Origin of the sequence: Thioalkalivibrio sp. ALgr1 (assembly GCF_000378285.1) — a bacterium.
In the GTDB taxonomy this organism is placed as follows: domain Bacteria; phylum Pseudomonadota; class Gammaproteobacteria; order Ectothiorhodospirales; family Ectothiorhodospiraceae; genus Thioalkalivibrio.
The window spans coordinates 48,116-71,949 of sequence record NZ_KB905135.1 but is presented as its reverse complement, the minus strand read 5'-3'; the positions used below and the strand labels follow the sequence as shown (position 1 = coordinate 71,949).

Genomic DNA, 23,834 nt, shown 5'->3' with positions numbered 1-23,834 from the left:
CTGATCAGTGGTTCCCTTAACGCCCCGCCGCAGCGCCCCGGTGGGGCGTTTTCGTTGATGGGGCCTGTACGGTCCGTCTGATCAGGTGGTCTCGGAAGCCTCGGCGCGGGATTCGTCGGCAGCGGGCTCCGGCTCGGTCGCCGTGTGCTGGTCGATCCAGTTCTTGGCGGCGATCAGCAGGCCCATGGCCATGAACGCGCCAGGCGGCAGCAGGGCCAGCAGGAAGCCGTGCTCGGACGGGAAGATCTGGATGGTCATCGCGTGGCCCCACTCGCCGAACAGCAGGTGGGCGTTGTCCATCAGCGTGCCCTGGCCCAGGACCTCGCGCAGTGCGCCCAGCGCAATCAGTACGCCGGTAAAGCCCAGCCCCATCATCAGCCCGTCCAGCGCGGCGCGCGGGACCGAGTTGCGCGAGGCGAATGCCTCGGCGCGGCCGATGATCGCGCAGTTGGTGACAATCAGCGGGATGAAGATGCCGAGGATCAGGAACAGGCCGTGGAACCAGGCGTTCATCGCCAGCTCGATCGCGGTCACGATGGAGGCGATGATCAGCACGTAGACCGGGATACGGATCTCCGGGCGGGCGTGGCGGCGGATCATCGAGACCAGGACGTTCGACAACAGCAGCGTCAGGGTGGTCGCGATGCCCAGCCCGATGGCGTTGACCATGGTGCCGGAGATTGCCAGCAGCGGGCACAGGCCGAGTAGCTGGACCAGGCCCGGGTTGTTGTTCCACAGGCCGTCACGAATGATGTCGGTCAGGGTCGGGTTCATCGGTCGTCCTGTTCCGTGAGCGGCTCGACCACCGCGCCTTCCTCTTCCTTCGGCGCGGTCGAGAGCAGGTCGTCGCGGTAGTCGTCGAAGTATTCCAGTGTGCGGCGGACGGCGCGAACCACCGCACGCGGGGTAATGGTGGCGCCGGTGAACTGGTCGAACACGCCGCCATCGCGGCGCACCGCCCACTCGTCAGGCTCGGGGTCGCCCAGGGAGCGGCCTTCGAAGCCATGGATCCAGTCGGAGCGCTCGGCCTCGATGGCATCGCCCAGCCCCGGCGTCTCGCGATGGCTGGAGACGCGCACGCCGAGCAGCTCACCGTCGCGGTCCACGCCGATCAGCAGATGGATGTTGCCGCTGTAGCCGTCGCGCGCGACCGCCGAGAACACGATGCCCATGACATTGTCGTCTGCGTCGCGGGCGAACCACGCCGGCAGGTTGTCGCCTCCCAGACGCTCGTCGCTCAGGGCCATCGTGTCGTGCACCGGGTCATTGGCGTAATCGAGATCGCCGGTGAGCTCCGCGATGCGGTTGCGGTTGACCTCCATGCGGTTGTCCGCGATGCGCGCCTCGGTGCCTTCCTGCACCAGCGCGACCAGCCCGGCGCCGGCCGCTGCAAAGCCGGCCAGCAGGACGGTGGCGATCAGGATGTCGCGCGGTTTCAGGTTAAGCATGACCGTCGCCTGGCGGCGGCCCGCCGCGGCTGCGCCCGAAGACTCGGGGTCGCGTCAGGTGGTCGAGCGTCGGGGCGACCATGTTCATCAGCAGCACGGCAAAGGCGACCGCGTCCGGGTAGCCGCCCCAGGTCCGGATCACGAAGATCAGCACGCCGATCCCGGCCCCGTAGAGGATGCGGCCGAGCGGGGTGGTGGAAGCGGAGACCGGATCGGTGGCGATGAAGAACGCGCCGATGATGACCGCCCCGGAGAACACGTGGAAGGCGGGCGAGGCGAACGAGTCCGGGTCCAGCAGCCAGAAGAAGCCGGCCGGGATGGCCACGCCCAGGATGACCGCCACCGGGATGTGCCAGTGGATGATACGGCGGAACAGCAGGTACAGCCCGCCGAGCAGGAAGAAGTTGCCGACCCATTCCCAGCCCGTCTCGGTGAAGGTGCCGAACAGCGGGCTGGCGGTGATCTCGCCCACGGTTCGCCCGGAGACCAGCCCCTCACGCATCGCATCGAGTGGTGTCGCGCGCGTGACCGCGTCCCACGCCTGGGCGCCGGGGAGGCTGCCGGTCAGGACGGTCTGCAGGGTCTGCAGCAGGCTCAGCGGGGATTCCGGCAGCGTGCTGGGGGCCGGCCAGAGCGCCATTTCGCGCGGGAACGAGACCAGCACGACGACATAGCCGACCATCGCGGGGTTGAACGGGTTGTAGCCCAGCCCGCCGTACAGGTGTTTGGCGACGATGATCGCGAACGCGATCCCGATCAGCGTGACCCAGAACGGCGCCAGTGGCGGGATCGCCAGCGCGAACAGCCAGCCGGTAACGATCGCGGAGTTGTCCGCCAGCGTGGCCATGACGGGCCGCTTGCGCGCGGCGACCATCGCCGCCTCGAAGGCCACCGCGAACAGCACGCCCAGCAGCACGTTGACCAGCACGCCCCAGCCGAAGAACCAGGTCATGGCCAGGGTGCCGGGCACCAGCGCCATCAGCACCTGCTGCATCACTCCGCCCACGGAGTGCGCCGGGATCACATGGGGGGAGGATTGCGTACGAAAGCGCATCAGCGGCCGTCCCCGTCCCGGGTGTTGTCTGTCGTGGAGGTTTCCTCGCCGGTCGTCTCCGAGCCGGACGCCTGATCGCTGTCCTTCGCGGGCTCTTCCGCGCGGGCGGCCTTTTTCTTCTGGGCGCGTTCCAGTGCCGCCTGGATCGCGGCCTGCTTGTCGCCGTCACTTTCCTTGTTCTTGAGCGCGGCCTTCTTCTTCGCCAGGCGTTCGGCCTTCTCGCGCTCCTCGCGCTCGATGCGCTCCTGGCGGAACTCGTAGCGCTCGCGCGCGATGTCCGACTTCTGGCGCTCCTTCTCCCGCGCCCAGATCTCGTTCTTGGCATAGCGGTAGTACTGCACCAGCGGGATGTTGCTGGGGCAGACATAGGCGCAGCAGCCGCATTCGATGCAGTCGAACAGCCCGTAGTCCTGGATCGCGTCGAAGTCCTTCGCCTTTGCCTGCCAGTACAGCTGTTGCGGCAGCAGCTGGGCCGGGCAGACGGCCGCGCACTCGGCGCAGCGGATGCAGGGCATGACCGGGCCGGGCGCGGGCGTGTCCTGGGGGCGCGTGGCGAGCAGGCAGTTGGTGGCCTTGATCACTGGCATGGAGTCGTCGTGGACCGCGAAACCCATCATCGGGCCGCCCATCACCAGCCGGTCGACGCCTTCGGCATAGCCTCCGGCCGCCTCGATCACGTCGGCGAACGGGGTGCCGAGCAGGGCCTCCACGTTGCGTGGGTGTTTCACGCCGGGGCCGGTGACCGTGACGATGCGGGACAGCAGCGGGCGGCCCTGGATCACCGTGTCGCAGATCGCCTTGAAGGTGCCTGGATTGTGGCAGACCATCCCGAGATCCGCAGGCAGGCCGCCGCTCGGGACCTCCTGGCCGGTCAGTACCTTGATCAGCTGGCGCTCGCCCCCGGTGGGATAGATCGAGGGGACCGATACCAGCTCGATCAGATCGCGCAGCTCGGGGGGCAGGGTCTCGGTCAGCGAGCGCATCGCCTCCGGCATATTGTCCTCGACCGCGAACAGCACCCGCTCCACGCCCAGCAGGCGGGCGGTAATGCGAATCCCTTCGAACACCGCCTCGGGGGCGGTGCGCAGCAGCATGTCGTCCGCGCTGATGTAGGGCTCGCACTCTGCCCCGTTGACGATCAGTGTGTGGATGCGCTGGCCGGCGCGCGGGTTCAGCTTGACCGCTGTGGGGAAGGCCGCGCCGCCCAGCCCGACGATCCCCCCGGCGCGCAGGCGCTGGCGCAGCGCGCGCAGGTCGCGGGTATCCCAGTCCAGCCAGGGTTCCATGCGGGCCTCGCCCCAGTCGTCGCGCCCATCGGGCTCGATGACCACGCAGGGGGCATTGAGGCCCGAGGGGTGGGGTACGGGGTAGAGGTCGATATCGACCACCTCGCCGGAGGTGGGTGCATGCACGTGCGCCGCGATGTAGCCCTTGGACTGGCCGATGCGCTGGCCCTTGGTCACGTGGTCGCCGACCTGGACGCAGGCTTCGGTCGCCTCGCCGATATGCTGGCCAAGCGGTACGGTCAGTTTCGCGGGCACGCCCATCACCAGCACCGGATTGGCGGTACTGGCGTCGGTCTCGTCGGCCAGTTTCAGGCCTCCATGGAAGCGGTGCAGCTGCATCGGCGTATTCTAACGTTTCGCGGGTGCGGGGCTTAGTGCCCGCTGCGCGAGACGTCCGCAATCGCGTAAATGGGCCGCTCGATGGGCGAGGGTTCCGGCTCCGCCCAGCGCCACTCGGTGATATCGGTCTGGACCGGCACCATGTCGATGCAGTCGACTGGACAGGGTTCGATGCACAGTTCGCAGCCGGTGCATTCCTCCTCGATCACGGTATGCATCTGCTTGGCTGCGCCCAGGATGGCGTCCACCGGGCAGGCCTGGATGCACAGGGTGCAGCCGATGCAGATGTTTTCGTCGATCACCGCGACGGCCTTTTCCTGTTCCTCTTCTTCCAGCGGGGTCGGCTCGCGGTCCAGCAGGTCCGCCAGCGCCTGGACCGTGGCCTGGCCACCGGGCGGGCAGCGGTTGATGTCGGCTTCGCCTGCAGCGATCGCCTCGGCATAAGGGCGGCAGCCAGGGTAGGAGCACTGGCCGCACTGGGTCTGTGGCAGCAGGGCGTCGATCTGGTCGACGACCGGATCCGCCTCGACGCGAAAGCGCTGTGCGGCAAAGCCGAGGATCAGTCCGAACGCGGCGGCCAGACCGCCGATCGCGAGGATGGCGTAGACGACACTCACAGCCGCACCAGCCCGGAGAAGCCCATGAACGCCAGCGACATCAGGCCCGCGGTGACCATGGCGACCGCGCTGCCGCGAAAGACCACGGGCACATCGGCCACCGCGATGCGTTCACGAATGGCGGAGAACAGGATCAGCACCAGGGAGAAGCCGACCGCGGCGCCGAAGCCGTAGAGCGCGGATTCGACGAAGTTGTGTGCCTCCTGGACGTTCAGCAGGGCCACGCCCAGCACCGCGCAGTTGGTGGTGATCAGCGGCAGGAAGATGCCCAGCACGTTGTAGAGCAGCGGGCTGGTCTTGCGCACCACCAGCTCGGTGAACTGGACCACGGCGGCGATCACGAGGATGAACGCGATGGTGCGCAGGTACTCGAGCCCCAGTGGGGTCAGCAGGTATTCGTTGATCACGTAGGAACTGACCGCGGACAACGTCAGCACGAAGGTCGTGGCCAGGCCCATGCCGGTGGCCGTCTCGACCTTGCGCGAGACCCCCATGAACGGGCACAGGCCCAGAAACTTCACCAGTACGAAGTTGTTCACGAGGATCGTACTGATGAGGATCAGGACGTATTCCACGTTAATTCCGAGTCGTCAGGTCAACAAAATAGTATCAGGGACTGCTTATCCCGACTCAACCCTTCCGGGGCGCTGGTTTTGCGTGGGAGCGGGCCTGCCCGCGAAGCCCCTGCAATAGCCGGACCTTGGCGGGCGGCATTCGCGGACAGGCTTGCCCCTGCAGGATAGAGTCTAGTCGCCTGCCGGGATGAGCGATTCCAGGCTGCGCAGTGGGTGTTGGTCGGTAGCCGCCGGGTCGGTGAACGGGCGGGCGGTCTGCAGCCAGGCCTGGTGTGCGGCATCCAGCTCCTCGCCGCGCACCGACAGCAGCATGATCGCCTCCGGCGCGATGCCGATCTCGTCGGCCAGACGGCGGTAGCTGCCGGCATCGCGGCGACCGCCGATGCGGGTGTCGAACAGTCCGGTCAGACGCTGCTCCACCTCCGGATACGGGCCGTGACGCAGCCAGTCGCGCTGGACCGGGGCCGGGCTCGCACCAAAGCTGTACAGGGCCACGCCGGCATCGTCCAGCGCCATCAGGGCGCGGGCCGTGTCGTCCGACAGCTCAGGGCGCAGCATCGAGGCCTCCAGGGCGTCGGCCCAGATCAGCCCCTGTAGCTGGCGCAGGGGCGTGATGTCCTGTCCGCCGCGAATCCAGGCGCGGATCTGCGCGAGCAGCCCGTCGACGTCCAGCTCGCGGCCGGAATAGGCGAGGATATCCGCGAGCACGCGTTGCACCGCGGTACTCTCCGCGTGGCGCTCGAGAAAGCCCGGCAAGGCCTCCAGGGAATAGGGCTCGAGCGTGTCGCGCAGTACGCCGGGCGGCGCCAGCACCCCCTCGAACGCGAGGATCAGGGCCTGGGGCGCGGGATTCGGTGACATGTTCATCGGCTCATCTGGTGTGCAAGCGTCTCGCACTGGAACATGAATTCGAAGGCCTCGACCCGGTGCAGTGCCAGCTCCACGCTCGCGCCCCAGGTATAGAGGCCGTGGCCGCCGATCAGGAACCCGGCGAGATTCGGCTCGCGGGTCATGGCGGCGTCGACCCGCGCGGCCAGTTGCTGTACGTCGGGGTCGTTCGCGAACACGGGCAGGTCCAGGCCCCGCGCGGGATTCTTCACGCCGGGCAGTTCGCGCAGGACCTCGTAGTCGCGCAGGGCAAGCGTGCCGGGGAACTGGCGCGACAGTACGGTCGCATGTACGGAATGCGTGTGCAGCACGGCGCCCAGCTGGGCATCGTGGCGGTACATGATGATGTGCAGGAAGGTCTCCGGGGCCGGCTCTTCGCTGCCGGCGACCACGTGGCCGTCGAGATCGACCACCAGGAAGTCGTGGCGGTCGAGAAAGCTCTTCTCGCGATTGGGCGCGGTGACGGCGATATGCCGGTCGTCCAGGCGCGCGGAGAAGTGGCCGGTGCGCGCGGGCAACCAGCCGCGCGCCGAGAGATCGCGGCCTGCTTCGGCCAGCAGGCGTACCTGCGCCAGGAATTCGGGGCTTTGGTCCATGCGTCCGGGTATCGACAAAAGAGCGGCAGCTTACGCGAGCCGTGGGTGCAAATCCATGACGCGGGCGGCCTATTTGACCCGCATCCCGGCTTGGGCGCCGTCGTCCGGGTTCAGGATGTACAGCTCCGAGCCGCCGGGGCCGGCCGCCAGGACCATGCCCTCGGATACGCCAAAGCGCATCTTGCGCGGCGCGAGGTTGGCGACCATCACAGTGTGCCGGCCGACCAGGTCCTCCGGCGCGTAGGCCGACTTGATCCCGGCAAACACCTGGCGCGTCTCCGAGCCGATATCGAGGGTGAGCTTCAGCAGCTTGTCGGCACCTTCCACGTGCTCGGCACTGGCGATGCGGGCGATGCGCAGGTCCACCTTTGCAAAGGTGTCGAAGTCGATGGTCTCGGCGATGGGGTCCACGTCGGGCTCCGCTTCGGGGTTGGGGCTGGGCGTTTGCGCGGTCGCGGCCAGGGTGGCCTTCGAGGCCTCCAGCAGCTTGTCGACGGTCTCGCCTTCGATGCGGGTCATCAGCGGCTTGAACTTCTCGATCGAGCGCCCGACCAGCGGCGCGCGCGTGTCCCAGGCCAGGCTGTCCAGCCGGAGGAAGGCCGCAGCGTCGGCCGCCAGTCGCGGCAGCACCGGGGCGAGGTAGACGATCAGGATGCGGAACAGGTCCAGGCCCTGGGTGGAGATGGCCTGTACCTCGGCCTCGCGGCCTTCCTGTTTCGCCAGCACCCAGGGCTGGGCCTCGTCGATGTACTGGTTGGCCTGATCGGCCAGCGCCATGATGCGGCGGATGGCCTGGGCGTATTCGCGGTTCTCGAACGCGGCCGCGATGGCGTCGCCCTCGGCGACGAAGGCCTCGTGCAGGTCCGGACGTGGCAGCTCGGCCGCCAGCTCGCCGTTCGAGCGCTTGGTAATGAAGCCGGCGCAGCGGCTGGCGATGTTGACCAGCTTGCCGACCAGATCGGAGTTCACACGCTGGACGAAGTCGTCCAGGTTGAGGTCGAGGTCGTCGACCCCGGCACCCAGCTTGGCGGCGAGGTAGTAGCGCAGGGATTCGGGGTTCAGGTGGTCCAGGTAGTCGCGCGCGCGGATGAAGGTCCCGCGCGATTTGGACATCTTCTGCCCGTTGACGGTCAGGAAGCCGTGGCAGAACACCGCGCTGGGCGTGCGAAAGCCCGCGCCGTGCAGCATCGCCGGCCAGAACAGCGTATGGAAATACGCGATGTCCTTGCCGATGAAGTGATACAGCTCGGCATCGGAATCCGCGCCCCACCAGGCATCAAAGTTCAGGCCCTGCTTCTCGGCGTAGGCGCGAAAGCTCGCCATGTAGCCGATCGGCGCGTCCAGCCAGACGTAGAAGTACTTGCCCGGGGCGTCGGGGATCTCGAAGCCGAAGTAGGGGGCATCGCGCGAGATGTCCCAGTCGGTCAGGCCCGCATCGAACCACTCGTCGAGCTTGTTGCGGATCGCGTCCTGCAGGCGGCCGGAGCCGGTCCATTCGCGCAGGAAGGCCTCGAAGTCGCCGAGTTTGAAGAAGTAGTGCTCGGACTGGCGCGACTCGGGACGGGCGCCGCTGATCGCGGAAACCGGGTCTTTCAGGTCCAGCGGGCTGTAGGTGGCTCCGCAGGCCTCGCAGGAATCGCCGTACTGCTCCTCGGCGCCGCAGTTGGGGCAGGTGCCCTTGATGAAGCGGTCGGGCAGGAACATCCCGGCCTCGGGGTCGTAGGCCTGGTCGATGGTGCGCGTCTCGATGTGCCCGGCGTCGCGCAGCGCGGTGTAGATGTGGGCGGCCAGTTCGCGGTTTTCGTCCGAGTGGGTCGAGTGGTAGTGGTCGAAATCCACCAGGAACTCGCTGAAGTCGGCCTCGTGCTCCTGGCGTACGCGCGTGATCAACTCTTCGGGTTCGATGCCCTCGGCGCGGGCCTTCAGCATGATCGGCGTGCCGTGGGCGTCATCCGCGCAGACGTAGATCACCTCGTGGCCGCGCGCACGCTGGAAGCGCACCCAGATATCGGTCTGGATGTACTCGACCAGGTGCCCCAGATGGATCGGCCCGTTGGCGTAGGGCAGGGCGCTGGTGACCAGGATCTTGCGCGGCGTGTCAGTCATCGTCGGACTCGTGCGTCGGTAGCGGCGGGCGGTGGCATGCAGGGGCGCTATTGTCGGGGCTGCCAGCCGGGTTGTCGAGGCGTGGAAAAGTCCGCCACGGGCTTTTCCACAGAAGCTGTGGATAACTCTGTGGGCAACCCAGTGGAATTCATCGTCAGGCCTTGTCACGCAAGGGCCTTGTACAGATTGGTCAAAAAACGTTCAATTTCTTTTTATACCGAAAAAACAAATACATGAAGGTTCTTTGTGTAGTGCTTTCGGTGTTTTGGCTGCTATCTGGGGCGTTTTCAGGGGCAGCGAAGATTCATGTGTATAAAAGTCGCGAATAGGGGTTGACAGATCATCTGTGGCGCCTCTTGCGGCATGGGTAAAGGGCTGGCGTGTGGTGGTGCCATTGGCGTGCTGATTGCGGCCCAGTAGAATCGCGCGATCACTCCCAACTGCCGGATGGAACGAACGCCATGGCCGAACTCTCGCGCGAGCAGATCGAAAACGCCCTGAAGACCGTTCAGGACAAGTACCTGGAGCAGGACTTGGTGGCCGCCGGTGCGGTCAAGGACATCCGTGTGGAGGGCGCACGGGCGGCCATCACCCTCGAGATGGGCTACTCCGCGAGCGGCTATCACGACGAGCTGCGCGCCGCGATCCAGGGGGCGCTGGCCGGCGTCGCCGGGCTGGAGTCCTCCGAAGTGACGATCACCACCAGGGTGACCGCCCACGCGGTGCAGAAGAGCCTGAAGCCGATGCCCGGCATCAAGAACATCATCGCTGTGGCCTCCGGCAAGGGCGGGGTGGGCAAGTCCACCACCGCGGTCAACCTGGCCTTGGGCCTGGCGGCCGAAGGCGCGCAGGTCGGCATCCTGGATGCGGATATCTATGGCCCCAGCCAGCCGCGCATGCTGGGCATCAAGGACCGCCCGGAGTCGAAAGACGGCAAGTCCATGGAGCCGCTGGAACGCCACGGCGTGCAGGCGATGTCCATCGGCTTCCTGATCGACGAGGACACGCCGATGATCTGGCGTGGCCCGATGGTCACCCAGGCCCTTGAGCAGCTGCTGAACGAGACCAACTGGAAGGATCTCGACTACCTGGTGATCGACCTGCCGCCGGGCACCGGTGATATCCAGCTGACCCTGTCGCAGAAGATCCCGGTCTCCGGCGCGGTGATCGTCACCACCCCGCAGGACATCGCACTTCTGGATGCGCGCAAGGGCCTGCGCATGTTCGAGAAGGTGGAGGTGCCGGTACTGGGCATCATCGAGAACATGAGCATTCATATCTGCTCGAGCTGTGGCCACGAGGAGCACATCTTCGGCCAGGGCGGTGCCCAGGGCATGGCCGAAGAGTATGGCGTGGACATGCTCGGCGCGCTGCCGCTGGATATTCGCATTCGCGAGCAGGCCGACGGTGGTGAACCGACCGTGATCGCCGATCCGGACGGCCGCATCACAGAGATCTATCGCGAGATCGCCCGCCGTACCGGCGCCAAGCTCGCGGAGCAGGCGAAGGACTACAGCAGCAAATTCCCCAATATCGTCATCCAGAACAACTGATCCGGCGATCACAACCAGGGACAGGGCAGATGAGCATCAAGTCGGACCGCTGGATCCGGGAGATGGCCGAGACGAAGGGCATGATCGAGCCCTTCGAGCCCGGTCAGGTCCGCTATCGCGACGAGCAGCGCATCGTCTCCTACGGCACGTCCAGCTATGGCTATGACGTGCGCTGCTCGGAGCACTTCAAGATCTTCACCAACATCAACTCGAGCATCGTCGACCCCAAGGGCTTCGACGAGGGCAGCTTTGTGGACGTGCATTCCGATGTCTGCATCATCCCGCCCAACTCGTTTGCGCTGGCGCATACCGTCGAGTACTTCCGCATCCCGCGTGACGTGCTGACCATCTGCCTCGGCAAATCGACCTACGCGCGCTGCGGCATCATCGTGAACGTGACCCCGCTGGAACCCGAGTGGGAAGGCCACGTGACCCTGGAGTTCTCCAACACCACGCCGCTGCCAGCCAAGATCTACGCCAACGAGGGTGTGGCGCAGATGCTGTTCCTGCAGTCCGACGAGGTCTGCGAGACGTCCTACAAGGACCGCGGCGGCAAGTATCAGGGCCAGCGCGGCGTAACACTGCCCCGTACCTGACGCACTCACCCTTCTACCCAGGAGGCCGCCATGCGCATCGTGATCGCGCTGGGCGGAAACGCCCTGCTGCAACGCGGCGAGACGCCGTCGGCCGAGGCCCAGCGGCGCAACGCCCGTGCCGCGGCGCGGGCTGTCGCCGCAGTCGCAAACGAGCACGAGGTCGTTGTGACCCACGGCAATGGCCCGCAGGTGGGCCTGCTCGCCAGCCAGGCGGAGGCCGACTCCATCCACTGGCCACTGGATGTGGTCGGCGCCGAGAGCCACGGGATGATCGGCTACATCCTTGCGCAGGAACTGCACAACGCCCTGGGCCATGACCGGGTTGCCAGCCTCCTGACGCAGACCGAGGTCGACCCGGACGATCCGGCGTTCGCCCGCCCCGAGAAATTCATCGGCCCGGTCTGGGGTGAATCCCGGGCGCGTGCACTGGCCGAGGCACGCGGCTGGGATATCGCCCGCGACGGTGACGGCTGGCGGCGCGTGGTGGCCTCGCCGGAGCCGCAGAAGGTGCTGGGCGTGGAGGCCGTACGGACCCTGGTCGACGGCGGGTCCCTCGCGATCTGCGCGGGCGGCGGCGGTGTGCCGGTCGCGCGAGACGCTGAGGGAAGGCTGTACGGTATCGAGGCGGTGGTGGACAAGGACCTGACCGCCGCACGCCTCGCAGTGGAACTGGGCGCGGACTGGCTGTTGATGCTGACGGACGTCGACGGCGTCTACTGGAACTGGGGCGAGCCTGACGCCACGCGCTTGAAGGCATTGCTGGTGAGCGCGGTCGACCCCGCGTCGTTCCCGGCCGGTTCGATGGGCCCGAAGATGGAGGCCGCGCGGCGCGTCGCGGAATACGGTGCCCGTGCCGGGATCGGGGCGCTCGAGGACGCTGCCGCGATTATTGCGGGGCGGGCCGGGACGCGGATACTGCCGGTTGGGATGTCGTAGGGTCCGGGCCCGCGCGGGAATCAGCGTCTCGCCGTGGTGGATTGTTGCCAAGCCATTGGCGCCACGGCAAGCTCGCCAGTTCACGCCCCTGTCTTGCAAGGAAGAATGCTATGTACCGCCATGCCCGAATCACTGGATTCCTCGTTCTGTCGGTTGCCGCCACGCTTGTGCTGGCCGGTTGCGGAGGCGAGGAAGAAGAGGTGAACCCGCCGCAAGGGCTGGAACAGCAGATGGCGCCGCAGGACATGTCCAGCGACGATGCCCGCCGCCCGACCAATCCCGGTCTGCCCGCGGCGGACGTGAAGAAGTCGGACGACTGAAGCCGGCTGTCTGCACAATGCTGGGCCGCCTCCCGGGATGGCTTTTCCGCACCCCGGTGCTGGGAAAAATCGTCATTTCATATTAGGATGTTGGGCTATTTTGATTCCTGCTGGGTGATCCCGTCACGATCACGCACGAGCCCTTAGGTAAGGAAGTCGACCACCATGTCCGAGACCTCAAGTTCCTCCACCGCCATCACCGGCGCCGAAATCTTCTGCCGCAGCCTGCAGGCCGAGGGTGTCGATGTCGTATTCGGGTATCCCGGCGGGGCGGTACTGCACATCTATGATGCGCTGTATCGCCAGGACAAAGTCTCGCACGTACTGGTGCGTCACGAGCAGGGTGCGGTGCACGCGGCCGAGGGCTATGCCAAGTCCTCCGACAAGCCGGGTGTCGCGCTGGTCACCTCCGGCCCCGGTGCGACCAATGCGATTACCGGGATCGCCGATGCCTACATGGATTCGGTGCCGCTGGTGGTGTTCACCGGCCAGGTGCCGACCAGCCTGATCGGCAACGATGCCTTCCAGGAAGTGGATACCGTGGGGATTACCCGCCCCTGCGTGAAGCACAACTTCCTGGTCAAGGACGTGAAGGACCTGGCGACCACGATCAAGAAGGCCTTCTACGTGGCGACCACCGGCCGCCCCGGCCCCGTGGTCGTGGATATCCCGAAGGATGTGACCGCGGCGAGCTGCGAGTTCGAATATCCCGAGTCCATCCACATGCGCTCGTACAACCCGACCTTTGGCGGCTATACAGGCCAGATCGACAAGGCGGTGGACCTGATCCTGTCGGCGAAGCAGCCGATGATCTACACCGGTGGGGGCGTGATCCTGGGCAGGGGTTCCGAGGCACTGACCGAGTTCACCCGCAAGCTGGGCTACCCGATCACCAACACCCTGATGGGGCTGGGTGGCTATCCGGCGTCGGACAAGCAGTTCCTCGGCATGCTGGGCATGCACGGGACCTACGAGGCCAACATGGCCATGCACCACGCCGACGTGCTGATTGCGATCGGCGCGCGCTTCGACGACCGCGTGACCGGCAACATCGAGAAGTTCTGCCCGCACGCGAAGATCGTGCATGTCGATGTCGACCCATCCTCGATTTCCAAGAACGTGAAGGTCGACGTGCCCATCGTTGGCGAGGTGGAGCCGGTGCTGCGCGAGCTGATCAAGGCGCTGGACGCCGCCAACGCGAAGCCGGACCCGGCGGCGCTGGATGCCTGGTGGAAGCAGATCCGCGAGTGGCAGTCGCAGGACTGCCTGAAATACGACCGCGAGTCCGAACTGATCAAGCCGCAGTACGTGGTGCAGAAGTTCTGGGAGCTGACGCAGGGCGATGCCTTCGTGACCTCCGACGTCGGCCAGCACCAGATGTGGGCCGCGCAGTTCTACGGCTTCGACAAGCCCAACCGATGGATCAACTCGGGTGGCCTGGGGACGATGGGCGTGGGCCTGCCGTTTGCGATGGGCGTGCAGTTCGCGCACCCGGACGCGACGGTCGGCTGCATCACCGGCGAGGCCAGCATCCAGATGTGCATCCAGGAGCTGTCGACCTGCTACCAGTACCAGCTCCCGATCAAGATCCTGAACCTGAACAACCGCTACCTGGGCATGGTCCGGCAGTGGCAGGAATTCTTCTACCAGGGCCGTTACGCGATGTCCTACATGGACGCGCTGCCGGACTTCGTGAAGCTGGCCGAGGCGTATGGCCATGTGGGCATGCGTATCGACAAGCCGGGCGACGTCGAGGGCGCGATCAAGGAGGCCCTCGCGCAGAAGGAGCGCCTGGTGTTCCTGGACTTCCTCACCGACCAGTCCGAGAACGTCTATCCGATGATCCCGGCCGGCGCCGGCCAGAACGAAATGATCCTGGTCTGAACCGGGTACAGGGAAGAGCCGTATGCGTCATATCATCAGTGTCCTGCTGGAAAACGAATCCGGTGCCCTCTCAAGGGTGGCCGGCCTGTTCTCCGCGCGTGGCTACAACATCGAATCGCTGACCGTCGCGCCGACCGACGACCCGTCGCTGTCGCGCATGACCATCGTCACCAGTGGCTCCGACGAGATCGTCGAGCAGATCACCAAGCAGCTGAACAAGCTGGTCGACGTGATCAAGCTGCTGGACATGACCGCGCATCCGCACATCGAGCGCGAGATGGCACTGGTCAAGGTACGCGTCGGCGAGGCCGCCGACCGTGAAGAGGTCAAGCGCCTGACCGATATCTTCCGCGGTCGCATCATCGACGTGACCCAACAGACCTACGTGATCGAGATCACCGGCGAGGGCTCCAAGCTGGATGCCTTCCTCGAGGCTGTCTCGCCGTTCCCGGTGCTGGAAGTCGTGCGCTCGGGTGTGATGGGCATCGCCCGCGGCGACGTCGCGCTGCAGCTGTAATCGTCTTCGTTTTCGTCCGTGCCGGCCAGGCACGGGCTTTTTATTCGTCATCGGCCCCCTGGCGGGGCCTGTTGCCAAGGAAATGACTGCCATGAATCTGTATTACGACAAAGACGCCGACCTCTCCATCATCCAGGGCATGAAGGTCGCGATCATCGGCTACGGCTCGCAGGGCCACGCCCATGCGAACAACCTGAAGGATTCCGGTGTGGACGTGACCGTGGGCCTGCGCGACGGCTCCGCCTCGCGCGCCAAGGCCGAAGAAGCTGGCCTGAAGGTCGCCGATGTCGACGCCGCGACCGCCGGCGCCGACCTGATTATGGTGCTGGCCCCGGACGAATACCAGGCCGCCCTGTACCGCGACGTGCTGGAGCCGAACCTGAAGGAGGGTGCGACCCTGGCGTTCGCCCACGGCTTCGCGATCCACTACAACCAGATCGTGCCGCGCAAGGACCTGGACGTGATCATGATCGCGCCGAAGGCCCCGGGCCACACCGTGCGCTCCGAGTTCGTGCGTGGCGGCGGCATCCCCGACCTGATCGCGATCCAGCAGGACGCCTCCGGCAAGGCCCGTGACATCGCGATGTCCTACGCCTCCGCGATCGGCGGCGGCCGCACCGGCATCATCGAGACCACCTTCAAGGACGAGACCGAGACCGACCTGTTCGGCGAACAGGCCGTGCTCTGCGGCGGTGCGGTGGAACTGGTCAAGGCCGGCTTCGAGACCCTGACCGAGGCCGGCTACGCCCCGGAGATGGCCTACTTCGAGTGCCTGCACGAGCTCAAGCTGATCGTCGACCTGATGTACGAGGGTGGCATCGCCAACATGAACTACTCGATCTCCAACAATGCCGAGTACGGCGAGTACGTGACCGGCCCGCAGGTGATCAACGAGGAGTCGCGCTGGGCGATGCGCGAGGCGCTGAAGAACATCCAGAACGGCGAGTACGCCAAGCAGTTCATCCTGGAAGGCGCGATGAATTACCCGTCGATGACCGCCAACCGCCGCCTGAACGCGGCCCACGAGATCGAGCAGGTGGGCGAACGCCTGCGTGCGATGATGCCGTGGATCAAGGCCAACCAGCTGGTCGACAAGTCCCGCAACTGATCCGTCGGGGCGACCCGGGGCACAGACCCCGGGTCGCGCACCCGCACCCCCTCCGAGAACCCCATGCTGTTTCCGCTTGCCCCCGAAGGCCGTCTGTTCGTGATCATCTCCGCCTGGATGGCGGTGATCTCGCTGCTAGTCGGGGAGGCGGAGCTGGGCCTGTTCATGGTGCTGCTGACCGTGGCGCTGATGGGGCTTTTCCGCGACCTTCGGCGCAAGGCGGCGGCCCCCGCGCTGGGCGTGATTGCCCCGGCCGATGGCACGGTGGAGGCGATCGACGAGACGACCGATCCGTTCACGGGCAAGTCAGCCCTGCGGATTCGCATTCGTCAGCGACGCCTGGGGGAATACAACGTCCATGCCCCGCAGGAATCGAAGGTGGTGGAGCGGGTCTGGCCGGGTAAGGAGACGGATAGCCCGCCGGACGGGCAGCTCGATCACCGCCTGGCATTTGCGCTGGCGACCGACGAGGGCACGCGCCTGACGCTCGCGCTGTCGGTCAATCACTGGCCGCGCATGATCCGCCTGCAGAATGTGGTGCCCGGGAATCGACTCGGGCGCGGCAAACGCATGGGTTTTGCCGGGTTCGGTGCTACCTTCGAGGTCTGGCTGCCGGCCGGGTCGCAGGTCATGGCCCAGGTCGGCCAGAAGGTGCTGGCGGGCTCCACCGTGATCGGTGGGCTGCCGGAGGCCAGTGGCGACGAGGAAGCGACCGTGGAGGTGCTGGAGTGACGCCGGATGACGAGAGATCAAGCGATATCGACGAGATGAACGGGGCCGACGAGCGGCACGAGGGCCGTTCCCGGCGTCGCCGCGGGATCTTTCTGCTGCCCAACCTGTTCACGACCGGGGTGCTGTTCTCCGGCTTCTTCGCGATTGTCTCCGCGATCAATGGCGAATTTACGACCGCCGCGATCGCGGTGTTCGTGGCCATGGTCCTGGATACCCTCGATGGCCGCGTGGCGCGTATGACGGACACGCAAAGCGAGTTCGGGGCGCAGTATGACTCGCTCTCCGACCTGGTCTCCTTCGGCGTGGCCCCGGCCCTCGTCGTGTACCTGTGGCAGCTGCAGGATCTGGGCAATCTTGGCTGGGTGGCGGCCTTCTTCTTTGCCACGGCCGCGGCATTGCGTCTCGCGCGCTTCAACAGCCGACTGGCCGTGGTCGACAAACGTTTCTTCCAGGGGCTGCCGAGCCCTGCCGCCGCCGCGCTGGTGGTGGGGATGGTCTGGGTGCTCGAGGATCTTGGCATTCCGGCGGATCTGGCCGATCCGTACGTGGTGGCGATCCTGATCGTGACGGTTCTGGCAGGTGCGGCGATGGTCAGCAATCTGACCTACTTCAGCTTCAAGGACATGGACTTCAAGCATCGGGTGCCCTTCCTGGCGATCGTCGGGGTGGTGGGCGCACTGATGCTGCTGGCGCTGGATCCGCCCAAGGTCCTTTGGGCGGGCTTCGTGATTTACGCCCTGTCCGGACCCCTGCTGACGCTGGAGCGCTGGCGCCGTCACCGTCGCCGTACGCCCTCGGGAGATTGAGGCGTGGACCTGTCGGCGCGCAAACGCCGTATCCTGGCCGATATGGGGATCCCCGTTTGGCGTGCCCGGGACGGCGCCTTTCCTGGCGTGCCGGCCGCAGCCCCGACCGTCGAGCCTCCCACTGCCCCGCTAATGCCCGAGGCCGCGTCGGCTCAAGCGACCAGTGCACCCCCCGAGACACCCGAGATACCCGAGCCGCTCGTGTCCCCCGCGAGCGGGCCGCTGGAAGTCGAAGTTGCGGCTCTGGACTGGCCCGAGCTCGAAGCCCGTGTGCGCGACTGCACGGCCTGCGCCGAACTGGCGGCCCAGCGTACGCAGACCGTGTTTGGCGTGGGCGACCGCCGTGCCCGGTGGCTGTTCGTGGGCGAGGCACCCGGGGTCGAGGAAGACCGCCGAGGCGAGCCGTTTGTCGGGCGTGCCGGCCAGTTGCTGGACAGCATGCTCGCCGCGCTGGGACTCGATCGACGGCAGGATGTCTTTATCGCGAATGTCCTCAAGTGTCGTCCGCCGAACAACCGCGACCCCAGTCCGGAGGAATCCCGGGCCTGCCGTGGCTTCCTGGACCGGCAGATCGCACTGGTGCAGCCGGAGGTGATCGTGGCGCTGGGGCGTGTCGCCGCCCAGCAACTGCTGGAGACCGACCAGCCGCTGGGATCCCTGCGGGGCAGCCTGCACCGGTATCGTGAGGTCCCGCTGGTCGTGACCTATCATCCGGCCTACCTTTTGCGGAAGCCGCAGGACAAGGCCAGGGCCTGGCAGGATCTGCAGCGCGCGCGGGCCTGTCTGACGAGTGCGCCCGGAGGGTAACCCTGCAGACTGTAGGTGTTAGGGAACGCAGCGAACGCGGACTCGCCTATATGTTCAGCCCAGGTAATAAACTCAGGAGATCCAGCCCGACGCCATGAGTGCCGAGCCGCAAGTACAACCCCGGATGCGCCGCATGCTGGCCGAGGATGTCGAGTGTGTGATGGGCATCGAGCGCGAGGCGTATCACTATCCGTGGACCGCGCGCATCTTCGAGGACTGCATCCGGGTCGGATACGACTGCTGGGTGCTGGAGGTGGATGAACGCCAGGTGGGACACGCCGTGCTGACCGTGGCGGCCGGCGAGGCGCATCTTCTGAATCTGACCGTGGACCGACGCTGGCAGGGCTACGGGCTGGGTCGCTTCATGCTGCGCCGCCTGCTCGACTATGCCTGCGACCAGAGGGCCGAGGCCCTGCTTCTGGAGGTGCGTCCCTCCAATGTCGCGGCGGTCCAGCTTTATCGTTCGGAGGGCTTCGAGCACATCGGCACCCGGCCGCGCTACTACCCGTTGCACAGCGGCCGCGAGGATGCCTGGGTGCTGAGTTGCCGTTGCGACGCCCCGGCCGGGGCGTGACGCGACACAGTGTGACGTCTGCCACGTTTTTTCGGCGTTCGGAGGGCGTTTTGCGGCCAGCGGTTCTCGTACCCGTGGACGGGTTTTGCGCGCGGATGGGGGGCGGTCTATGATCGTAACCGGCATTGATGCCGGAATTCCCTGCGAGGCTGCCCCATGTCCCGATCCCTGCGTGCGTTGTTTTTCTCTCTTCCCCTGACATTGCCCCTGGCCTTTGGGGTCGGTGCGGCTCAGGCCCAGGATTTCGGCTACGACGAAGTCGAGCGGCAACAGGAGTTGCTCGGCGTCTGGTACGAGATTCGTGAAGGCAACGCCCAGCGCGGTGACACCCGCGCCATGTTCGACGTGGGTATGGCCAACTATGTCGGCCGTGGCACTGACGTGGATTACGACGCGGCGCTGCACTGGTTCGCGCGTGCGGCGGACGACGACCATGCGGGCGCCCACTACTACCTTGGATTCATGTTTGCCGCCGGCCGTGGCACGGCTGCCGATGAAGACAAGGCCCTCGAGCACTACACCCGCTCGGCCGAACTCGGCTACGCCAATGCGCAGTACTGGCTGGGCAGCCACTATGCCCGTAACGAGCAGTCGAATGGCGAGGCCCTGGAGTGGCTGGGCAAGGCGGCCGAGCAGGGCCAGGTTTCGGCCAAGTACTACTACGGCTTCCTGCACGAGACGGGTCGCGGGACGAACCGGAATCCCGGTGAGGCCGCCCGCTGGTACACCAAGGCTGCGGAGCGAGGCGATCGTAATGCGCAGATCGGTCTCGGGCGCCTGCACCAGAACGGACAGGGCGTGGAGCGTGATCTGGTCGAGGCCTATGTCTGGTATTCCCTGGCCGAGGACAGCGAGCGCATGGAGGCCGTGAAGACGCGCATGAGCCAGCGTGATCTGGACCTGGCCCAGAGCCGGCTGGACGAACAGTCCTCCGCGATCCAGCGAGCCTCTGCACGCTAGCGCGAGCCATTATTGTTCAGGGCCTGCTGCAAACGGCCCCGGATCTTGATCCGGGGCCGTTTGCATTGCGGGCACCGGGAAACGCAACGCCTGCCCCGTTTTCGCGTTAAACTCCCGCGCTTCACTCAGGCGGCCCAAGACCATGTCTTTTCTCGAGGAAACCGCCCGGCGCCGGACGTTTGCGATCATCTCGCACCCGGACGCGGGCAAGACCACCATGACCGAAAAGCTCCTGCTGTACGGTGGTGCGATCCAGCTCGCCGGTACGGTCAAGGGGCGCAAGGCGTCGCGCCATGCCACCTCCGACTGGATGGAGATGGAAAAGCAGCGCGGGATCTCGGTGACCTCCTCGGTGATGCAGTATCCCTACAAGGGCCGCATCGTGAACCTGCTGGACACCCCCGGGCATGCAGACTTCTCCGAGGACACCTACCGCACGCTGACCGCGGTGGACTCCGCGCTGATGGTGATCGACGCGGCCAAGGGTGTTGAGGAGCGCACCATCAAGCTGATGGAGGTCTGCCGGCTGCGCGATACGCCAATCATGACCTTCGTCAACAAGATGGACCGCGAGGGCCGCGACCCGATCGAGCTGCTCGACGAGGTCGAAGAGGTGCTGAAAATCCAGTGTGCCCCGATCACCTGGCCGATCGGGTCCGGCAAGCGTTTCCGCGGCGTCTACCATATCCGCCGCGATGCGGTGCACCTGTACGACCCGGAAGAGGGTGGCAAGAAGTCCACCGGCGAGATCATCGAAGGGCTGGACAATCCGCGCCTGGACGAGGTGCTCGGCGATCAGGCACAGGAGCTGCGTGACGAGATGGAGCTGGTGCGGGGCGCCTCACATGAGTTCGATTCCGACGGCTACCTGCGTGGCGAACAGACCCCGGTGTTCTTCGGCTCCGCGATCAACAACTTCGGCATCGAGGAACTGCTGGACGACTTCGTAGAATACGCCCCGGGTCCGCTGCCGCGGCCGACCCATTCGCGCAAGGTCGAGCCCACCGAGGAGAAGTTCAGCGGCTTCGTGTTCAAGATCCAGGCGAACATGGACCCGAAACATCGCGACCGCATCGCCTTCATGCGCATCTGCTCCGGCACCTTCGACAAGGGCGCGAAACTGCGCCATGTGCGCATCGGGCGCGACGTGAAGATCCCCGATGCGCTGACCTTCATGGCCTCGGACCGCGAGCATGTGGAGACCGCCTATCCGGGCGACATCATCGGCATCCACAACCACGGCACCATCCGCATCGGGGATACCTTCACCGAGGGCGAGGACCTGACCTTTACCGGCGTGCCGAACTTCGCGCCGGAGCTGTTCCGTCGCGCACAGCTGAAGGACCCGCTGAAGATGAAGCAGCTGGCCAAGGGCCTGCAGGAGCTGTGCGAGGAAGGGGCGACCCAGCTCTACCGCCCGCTGACCAATAACGACCTGATCCTGGGCGCGGTTGGCGTGCTGCAGTTCGATGTGGTCGCCGAGCGCCTGCGCACCGAGTACAAGGTCGAGGCGCAGTTCGAGAACGTGAACGTCCAGACGGCACGCTGGGTCGAATGTGACGATCCGAAGAAACTCGAGGAGTTCAAGGAGAAGGCCGCGGTCAACCTGGCGATCGACCACGGCGGCGATCTGGTCTATATCGCCCCGACACGGGTGAACCTGCAGATGGCGCAGGAGAAATGGCCGGAGGTCCGCTTCGAGGCCACCCGCGAGCACGGCCAGCCAACCGAGTAGGGGCGACCCCGGAGCCCTGCGTTGGCACCGTCATCGCGAGGAGCGTAGCGACCTGGGGACCTCCATCCGAAACCAGTGGTTCGTGGCTTGATGCCAGTTTGCGACTGCTGCGGCGCCTGCGGTGCCTCGCAATAAAGTTGCATACGACTGACGCCGGAGGGATGCATGTCACGAGTACTTCGATGGATGTCCGTAGTGGCAGTGATGCTGGCGCTTGGGGTTAGCGGCTGCGCGGTCCACAAGACCGAGACGCGGCCCGACGGGCCGGAGCCGCGTCCGGGGACGGTCAAGCAGATGAACCCGTTTCTGCACTTCCTGGAAACCCGGCCGAGCCCCGAGGAGTTCGAGCGCGTCTACCCGGACGTGACGCTGGTGCTGCCGGGCGAGATCGCGACCCACGAGTACCGCCAGGACAACTCGCGCTTCTTCGCCGAGCTGGATGACGAGGGTCGAATCCAGGACGGCGACTTTCGCTAGCGAATACGCTGCCATGACCCTGCGTATCTCCAACAGCGTTACGGTGCCGGACGACGAGATCGAGCTGACCGCGATCCGGGCCCAGGGCGCGGGCGGGCAGAATGTGAACAAGGTGGCCTCGGCCATCCATCTTCGTTTCGATATCCATGCCTCCAGTCTCCCGGAGGTCTACAAGCAGCGCCTGCTGCGCCGCCGTGATCAGCGCATCAGCAAGGACGGCGTGGTGGTGATCAAGGCGCAGCAGTACCGTGCCCAGGAGGCCAATCGCGAGGATGCGCTGGAGCGCCTGGCCGAGCTCCTGCGCGAGGCGGGCCGCCCGATCAAGACGCGCAAGCCGACCCGGCCCACACGTGCCTCCAAGCTGCGTCGGCTAGAGGGCAAGACCCACCGTGGCCGCAAGAAGGCCCTGCGCGGCCGCGTCGATCCCGACTGAGAGGGTGGGGCTGCGGCGATAGACGCCTAGTCGATCCCGAGATGCCGCGGCAGCTGGCCCAGGCGGCCCAGTGTCAGTATTGGTCGGGGGCGCCCGTGTTCCCAGGGCAGCGCGTCGGGATTGAACCAGGCGGCCTGAAACCCCGCGTTCAGGGCTCCCAGGACGTCGCTGGTGCTGTCATCCCCCACATGCAGGATCTGCTCGGCCTCGACGCTGGCCTGCTCGCGGGCCTGGGCGAAGATCACCGGGTCGGGCTTGGCCGCGCCGGCCTCGCCCGCCGCGATCGCAAAGTCGAAGTGGCGCCCCAGGGGGGTGCGAAAGACATCGGCATTGCCGTTGCTGATCGCGCCCAGCCGGAAGTGACGCGACAGCGTGGCGAGCACGCCATCCGCCTCGGGGAAGGGCGTCACCTCGTTGCGCGCATGCCAGAACACCGCGAATCCCTCGCCCGAGAGCAGATCGGGACAGCAGCCGCAATCCGTGGCCAGCCGGCGCAGCCAGCGCTTGCGCAGGCCGGTCAGGTCGTGGCGCTCGCTCTGCGGGGCCGCGCGCATGAAGGCGGCCCGTTCAGCAATCAGGGCCTGCGGATCAAAGCGTTCGCAGACCACCGGCGCGTGCTCGCGCAGCCAGGCGTAGAAGCGCGCCTCCGCATGGTGGATCACCGGCATCACCGGCCACAGCGTGTCGTCGAGGTCGAACGTCAGGCAGCGTACGCCGGTCAGCGGCGTGGGGTTGGGGATGGAGGATCGCATCCTCAAAGCATAATGGCCCGGTACGGCCAATGGGGGATATCGTCAGCCGGGCTGGGGTTGCGGGCATGCTGTGGGGGCGGCATGTTGGGGGCATACACGAACGGGAGTGCGGGATGGAGACGGACAATACCGGAGTGTGGCCGCGTTACGCCCTGAGCCAGCGGATCGTGCACTGGGCGGTCGCCGTGCTGGTGCTGGGTGCGCTGGCGCTGGGCGGGACCATTGGCTGGTATGGCTTCGAGGGTCTCCAGGAGCGCTTTGGCGAAGGCACGACCGACACCATCTACACCTGGCACAAGAGCTTCGGCGTGCTGGTGCTGCTGCTGATGCTGGTGCGTGTGGGCATGCGTCTGCGGCATGGCAAGCCGCCCTACGCGGTCGCGTTGCCGCCGGCCCAGCGCATTGCCGCCGAGTCGGTCCACGGCCTGCTGTATCTGCTGTTGATCGTGATGCCGGTAATCGGCTGGTGGGCCACGGCCGCCGGCGGCTACCCGGTGCAGCTGGGTCCGCTGATCCTGCCGGGCCTGTTCCCGGAAAACGAGGCGCTGTCGGAGACCCTGTTCGCCTGGCACCAGATCCTGGGGATCACCCTTCTGGTGCTGGCACTGGGTCATATCTCGGCGGCCCTGTACCACTGGCGTGTGCGACGGGATGGTGTCCTGCAGCGGATGACGTTCGGTTCCCCGCAGCGCGAGCGTGTACATTGATCAGTGTTTCCCTAATGTCCGTCTGCCC

Annotated in this window: 26 protein-coding genes; 16 read left to right on the top strand and 10 right to left on the bottom strand. The window is 66.1% G+C overall.

All coding sequences use genetic code 11. From position 1 onward, the window contains the following. Positions 1 to 81: 81 nt before the first annotated feature. From F466_RS0109740 to metG, 9 genes are all read right to left on the bottom strand, one after another. Positions 82 to 774 carry an electron transport complex subunit E gene (locus tag F466_RS0109740; protein WP_018174137.1) on the bottom strand — a complete coding sequence of 231 codons (693 nt, stop codon included), beginning with the start codon at positions 772 to 774 and terminating at the stop codon, positions 82 to 84. After that, complete coding sequence (gene rsxG, locus F466_RS0109735; protein WP_018994019.1) at positions 771 to 1,448, bottom strand: electron transport complex subunit RsxG; 678 nt, start codon at positions 1,446 to 1,448, stop codon at positions 771 to 773. Before rsxG ends, F466_RS0109740 begins: the two co-directional genes overlap by 4 nt. Next, complete coding sequence (gene rsxD / locus F466_RS0109730; protein WP_018994018.1) at positions 1,441 to 2,502, bottom strand: electron transport complex subunit RsxD; 1,062 nt, start codon at positions 2,500 to 2,502, stop codon at positions 1,441 to 1,443. Before rsxD ends, rsxG begins: the two co-directional genes overlap by 8 nt. After that, entirely contained in the window at positions 2,502 to 4,127 is a 1,626-nt protein-coding gene (rsxC, locus tag F466_RS0109725) for an electron transport complex subunit RsxC (RefSeq protein WP_018994017.1), read from the bottom strand. The genes rsxD and rsxC overlap by 1 nt, the downstream gene beginning before the upstream one ends. Positions 4,128 to 4,159: 32 nt before the next feature. Next, on the bottom strand, positions 4,160 to 4,744 hold the full coding sequence (gene rsxB / locus F466_RS0109720; RefSeq protein ID WP_018138385.1) for an electron transport complex subunit RsxB: 585 nt from the start codon (positions 4,742 to 4,744) through the stop codon (positions 4,160 to 4,162). After that, the gene (gene rsxA, locus F466_RS0109715; protein WP_017925285.1) at positions 4,741 to 5,319 is read right to left on the bottom strand and encodes an electron transport complex subunit RsxA; all 579 of its coding nucleotides are present in this window, start codon (positions 5,317 to 5,319) and stop codon (positions 4,741 to 4,743) included. The genes rsxB and rsxA overlap by 4 nt, the downstream gene beginning before the upstream one ends. Before the next feature lie 171 nt (positions 5,320 to 5,490). Next, the gene (locus tag F466_RS0109710) at positions 5,491 to 6,186 is read right to left on the bottom strand and encodes a hypothetical protein (RefSeq protein WP_018174133.1); all 696 of its coding nucleotides are present in this window, start codon (positions 6,184 to 6,186) and stop codon (positions 5,491 to 5,493) included. Beyond that, a complete protein-coding gene (mtnB, locus tag F466_RS0109705; RefSeq protein WP_018174132.1) occupies positions 6,183 to 6,803 on the bottom strand; it encodes a methylthioribulose 1-phosphate dehydratase in 621 nt (206 codons plus the stop codon). Before mtnB ends, F466_RS0109710 begins: the two co-directional genes overlap by 4 nt. 69 nt (positions 6,804 to 6,872) lie before the next feature. Further along, complete coding sequence (gene metG, locus F466_RS0109700; RefSeq protein WP_018994016.1) at positions 6,873 to 8,909, bottom strand: methionine--tRNA ligase; 2,037 nt, start codon at positions 8,907 to 8,909, stop codon at positions 6,873 to 6,875. A 461-nt stretch (positions 8,910 to 9,370) separates the two neighbouring features. On the opposite strand from metG, the gene apbC reads away from it, so the two are divergent. From apbC to arfB, 15 genes are all read left to right on the top strand, one after another. Beyond that, a complete protein-coding gene (gene apbC, locus F466_RS0109695; RefSeq protein WP_018138389.1) occupies positions 9,371 to 10,462 on the top strand; it encodes an iron-sulfur cluster carrier protein ApbC in 1,092 nt (363 codons plus the stop codon). 29 nt (positions 10,463 to 10,491) lie between these two features. Beyond that, positions 10,492 to 11,058, top strand: a complete 567-nt coding sequence (dcd, locus tag F466_RS0109690; RefSeq protein WP_018138390.1) for a dCTP deaminase — start codon at positions 10,492 to 10,494, stop codon at positions 11,056 to 11,058. 30 nt (positions 11,059 to 11,088) lie between these two features. Next, a complete protein-coding gene (locus F466_RS0109685; protein ID WP_018138391.1) occupies positions 11,089 to 11,994 on the top strand; it encodes a carbamate kinase in 906 nt (301 codons plus the stop codon). 110 nt (positions 11,995 to 12,104) lie between these two features. Then, positions 12,105 to 12,314 carry a fimbrillin family protein gene (locus F466_RS0109680; RefSeq protein ID WP_018138392.1) on the top strand — a complete coding sequence of 70 codons (210 nt, stop codon included), beginning with the start codon at positions 12,105 to 12,107 and terminating at the stop codon, positions 12,312 to 12,314. Positions 12,315 to 12,479: 165 nt separating this feature from the next. Next, positions 12,480 to 14,198, top strand: a complete 1,719-nt coding sequence (gene ilvB / locus F466_RS0109675) for a biosynthetic-type acetolactate synthase large subunit (protein WP_018138393.1) — start codon at positions 12,480 to 12,482, stop codon at positions 14,196 to 14,198. Positions 14,199 to 14,220: 22 nt separating this feature from the next. Then, positions 14,221 to 14,715 (top strand): acetolactate synthase small subunit, encoded by a 495-nt coding sequence (gene ilvN / locus F466_RS0109670; protein ID WP_018138394.1) that lies wholly within the window; start codon positions 14,221 to 14,223, stop codon positions 14,713 to 14,715. A 91-nt stretch (positions 14,716 to 14,806) separates the two neighbouring features. Further along, the gene (gene ilvC, locus F466_RS0109665; protein WP_018138395.1) at positions 14,807 to 15,823 is read left to right on the top strand and encodes a ketol-acid reductoisomerase; all 1,017 of its coding nucleotides are present in this window, start codon (positions 14,807 to 14,809) and stop codon (positions 15,821 to 15,823) included. Between the two features lie 63 nt (positions 15,824 to 15,886). Then, entirely contained in the window at positions 15,887 to 16,555 is a 669-nt protein-coding gene (locus F466_RS0109660) for a phosphatidylserine decarboxylase (protein WP_018138396.1), read from the top strand. Further along, positions 16,552 to 17,361 (top strand): CDP-diacylglycerol--serine O-phosphatidyltransferase, encoded by an 810-nt coding sequence (pssA, locus tag F466_RS0109655; protein ID WP_018138397.1) that lies wholly within the window; start codon positions 16,552 to 16,554, stop codon positions 17,359 to 17,361. The genes F466_RS0109660 and pssA overlap by 4 nt, the downstream gene beginning before the upstream one ends. A gap of 3 nt (positions 17,362 to 17,364) precedes the next feature. Then, positions 17,365 to 18,168: a uracil-DNA glycosylase family protein gene (locus F466_RS13180; protein ID WP_026296445.1), complete on the top strand. Its 804-nt coding sequence runs from the start codon at positions 17,365 to 17,367 to the stop codon at positions 18,166 to 18,168. 94 nt (positions 18,169 to 18,262) lie between these two features. Then, positions 18,263 to 18,742, top strand: coding sequence for a ribosomal protein S18-alanine N-acetyltransferase (gene rimI / locus F466_RS0109645; protein WP_026182202.1), 480 nt, complete (start codon positions 18,263 to 18,265; stop codon positions 18,740 to 18,742). A gap of 156 nt (positions 18,743 to 18,898) precedes the next feature. Continuing rightward, positions 18,899 to 19,702, top strand: a complete 804-nt coding sequence (locus tag F466_RS0109640; protein ID WP_018994014.1) for a tetratricopeptide repeat protein — start codon at positions 18,899 to 18,901, stop codon at positions 19,700 to 19,702. A gap of 142 nt (positions 19,703 to 19,844) precedes the next feature. Beyond that, complete coding sequence (locus F466_RS0109635) at positions 19,845 to 21,437, top strand: peptide chain release factor 3 (protein WP_018994013.1); 1,593 nt, start codon at positions 19,845 to 19,847, stop codon at positions 21,435 to 21,437. A 204-nt stretch (positions 21,438 to 21,641) separates the two neighbouring features. Continuing rightward, a complete protein-coding gene (locus F466_RS0109630) occupies positions 21,642 to 21,914 on the top strand; it encodes a hypothetical protein (protein WP_018138402.1) in 273 nt (90 codons plus the stop codon). Positions 21,915 to 21,927: 13 nt separating this feature from the next. Beyond that, the gene (gene arfB, locus F466_RS0109625) at positions 21,928 to 22,347 is read left to right on the top strand and encodes an alternative ribosome rescue aminoacyl-tRNA hydrolase ArfB (RefSeq protein WP_018138403.1); all 420 of its coding nucleotides are present in this window, start codon (positions 21,928 to 21,930) and stop codon (positions 22,345 to 22,347) included. A gap of 26 nt (positions 22,348 to 22,373) precedes the next feature. Here the strand turns inward: arfB and F466_RS0109620 are convergent, their stop codons facing one another. Next, positions 22,374 to 23,099 (bottom strand): HAD family hydrolase, encoded by a 726-nt coding sequence (locus F466_RS0109620; RefSeq protein ID WP_018994012.1) that lies wholly within the window; start codon positions 23,097 to 23,099, stop codon positions 22,374 to 22,376. Positions 23,100 to 23,212: 113 nt separating this feature from the next. Between F466_RS0109620 and F466_RS0109615 the strand changes: the two genes are divergently transcribed. Next, on the top strand, positions 23,213 to 23,806 hold the full coding sequence (locus tag F466_RS0109615) for a cytochrome b (protein ID WP_018994011.1): 594 nt from the start codon (positions 23,213 to 23,215) through the stop codon (positions 23,804 to 23,806). The last annotated feature ends 28 nt before the right edge of the window (positions 23,807 to 23,834 follow it).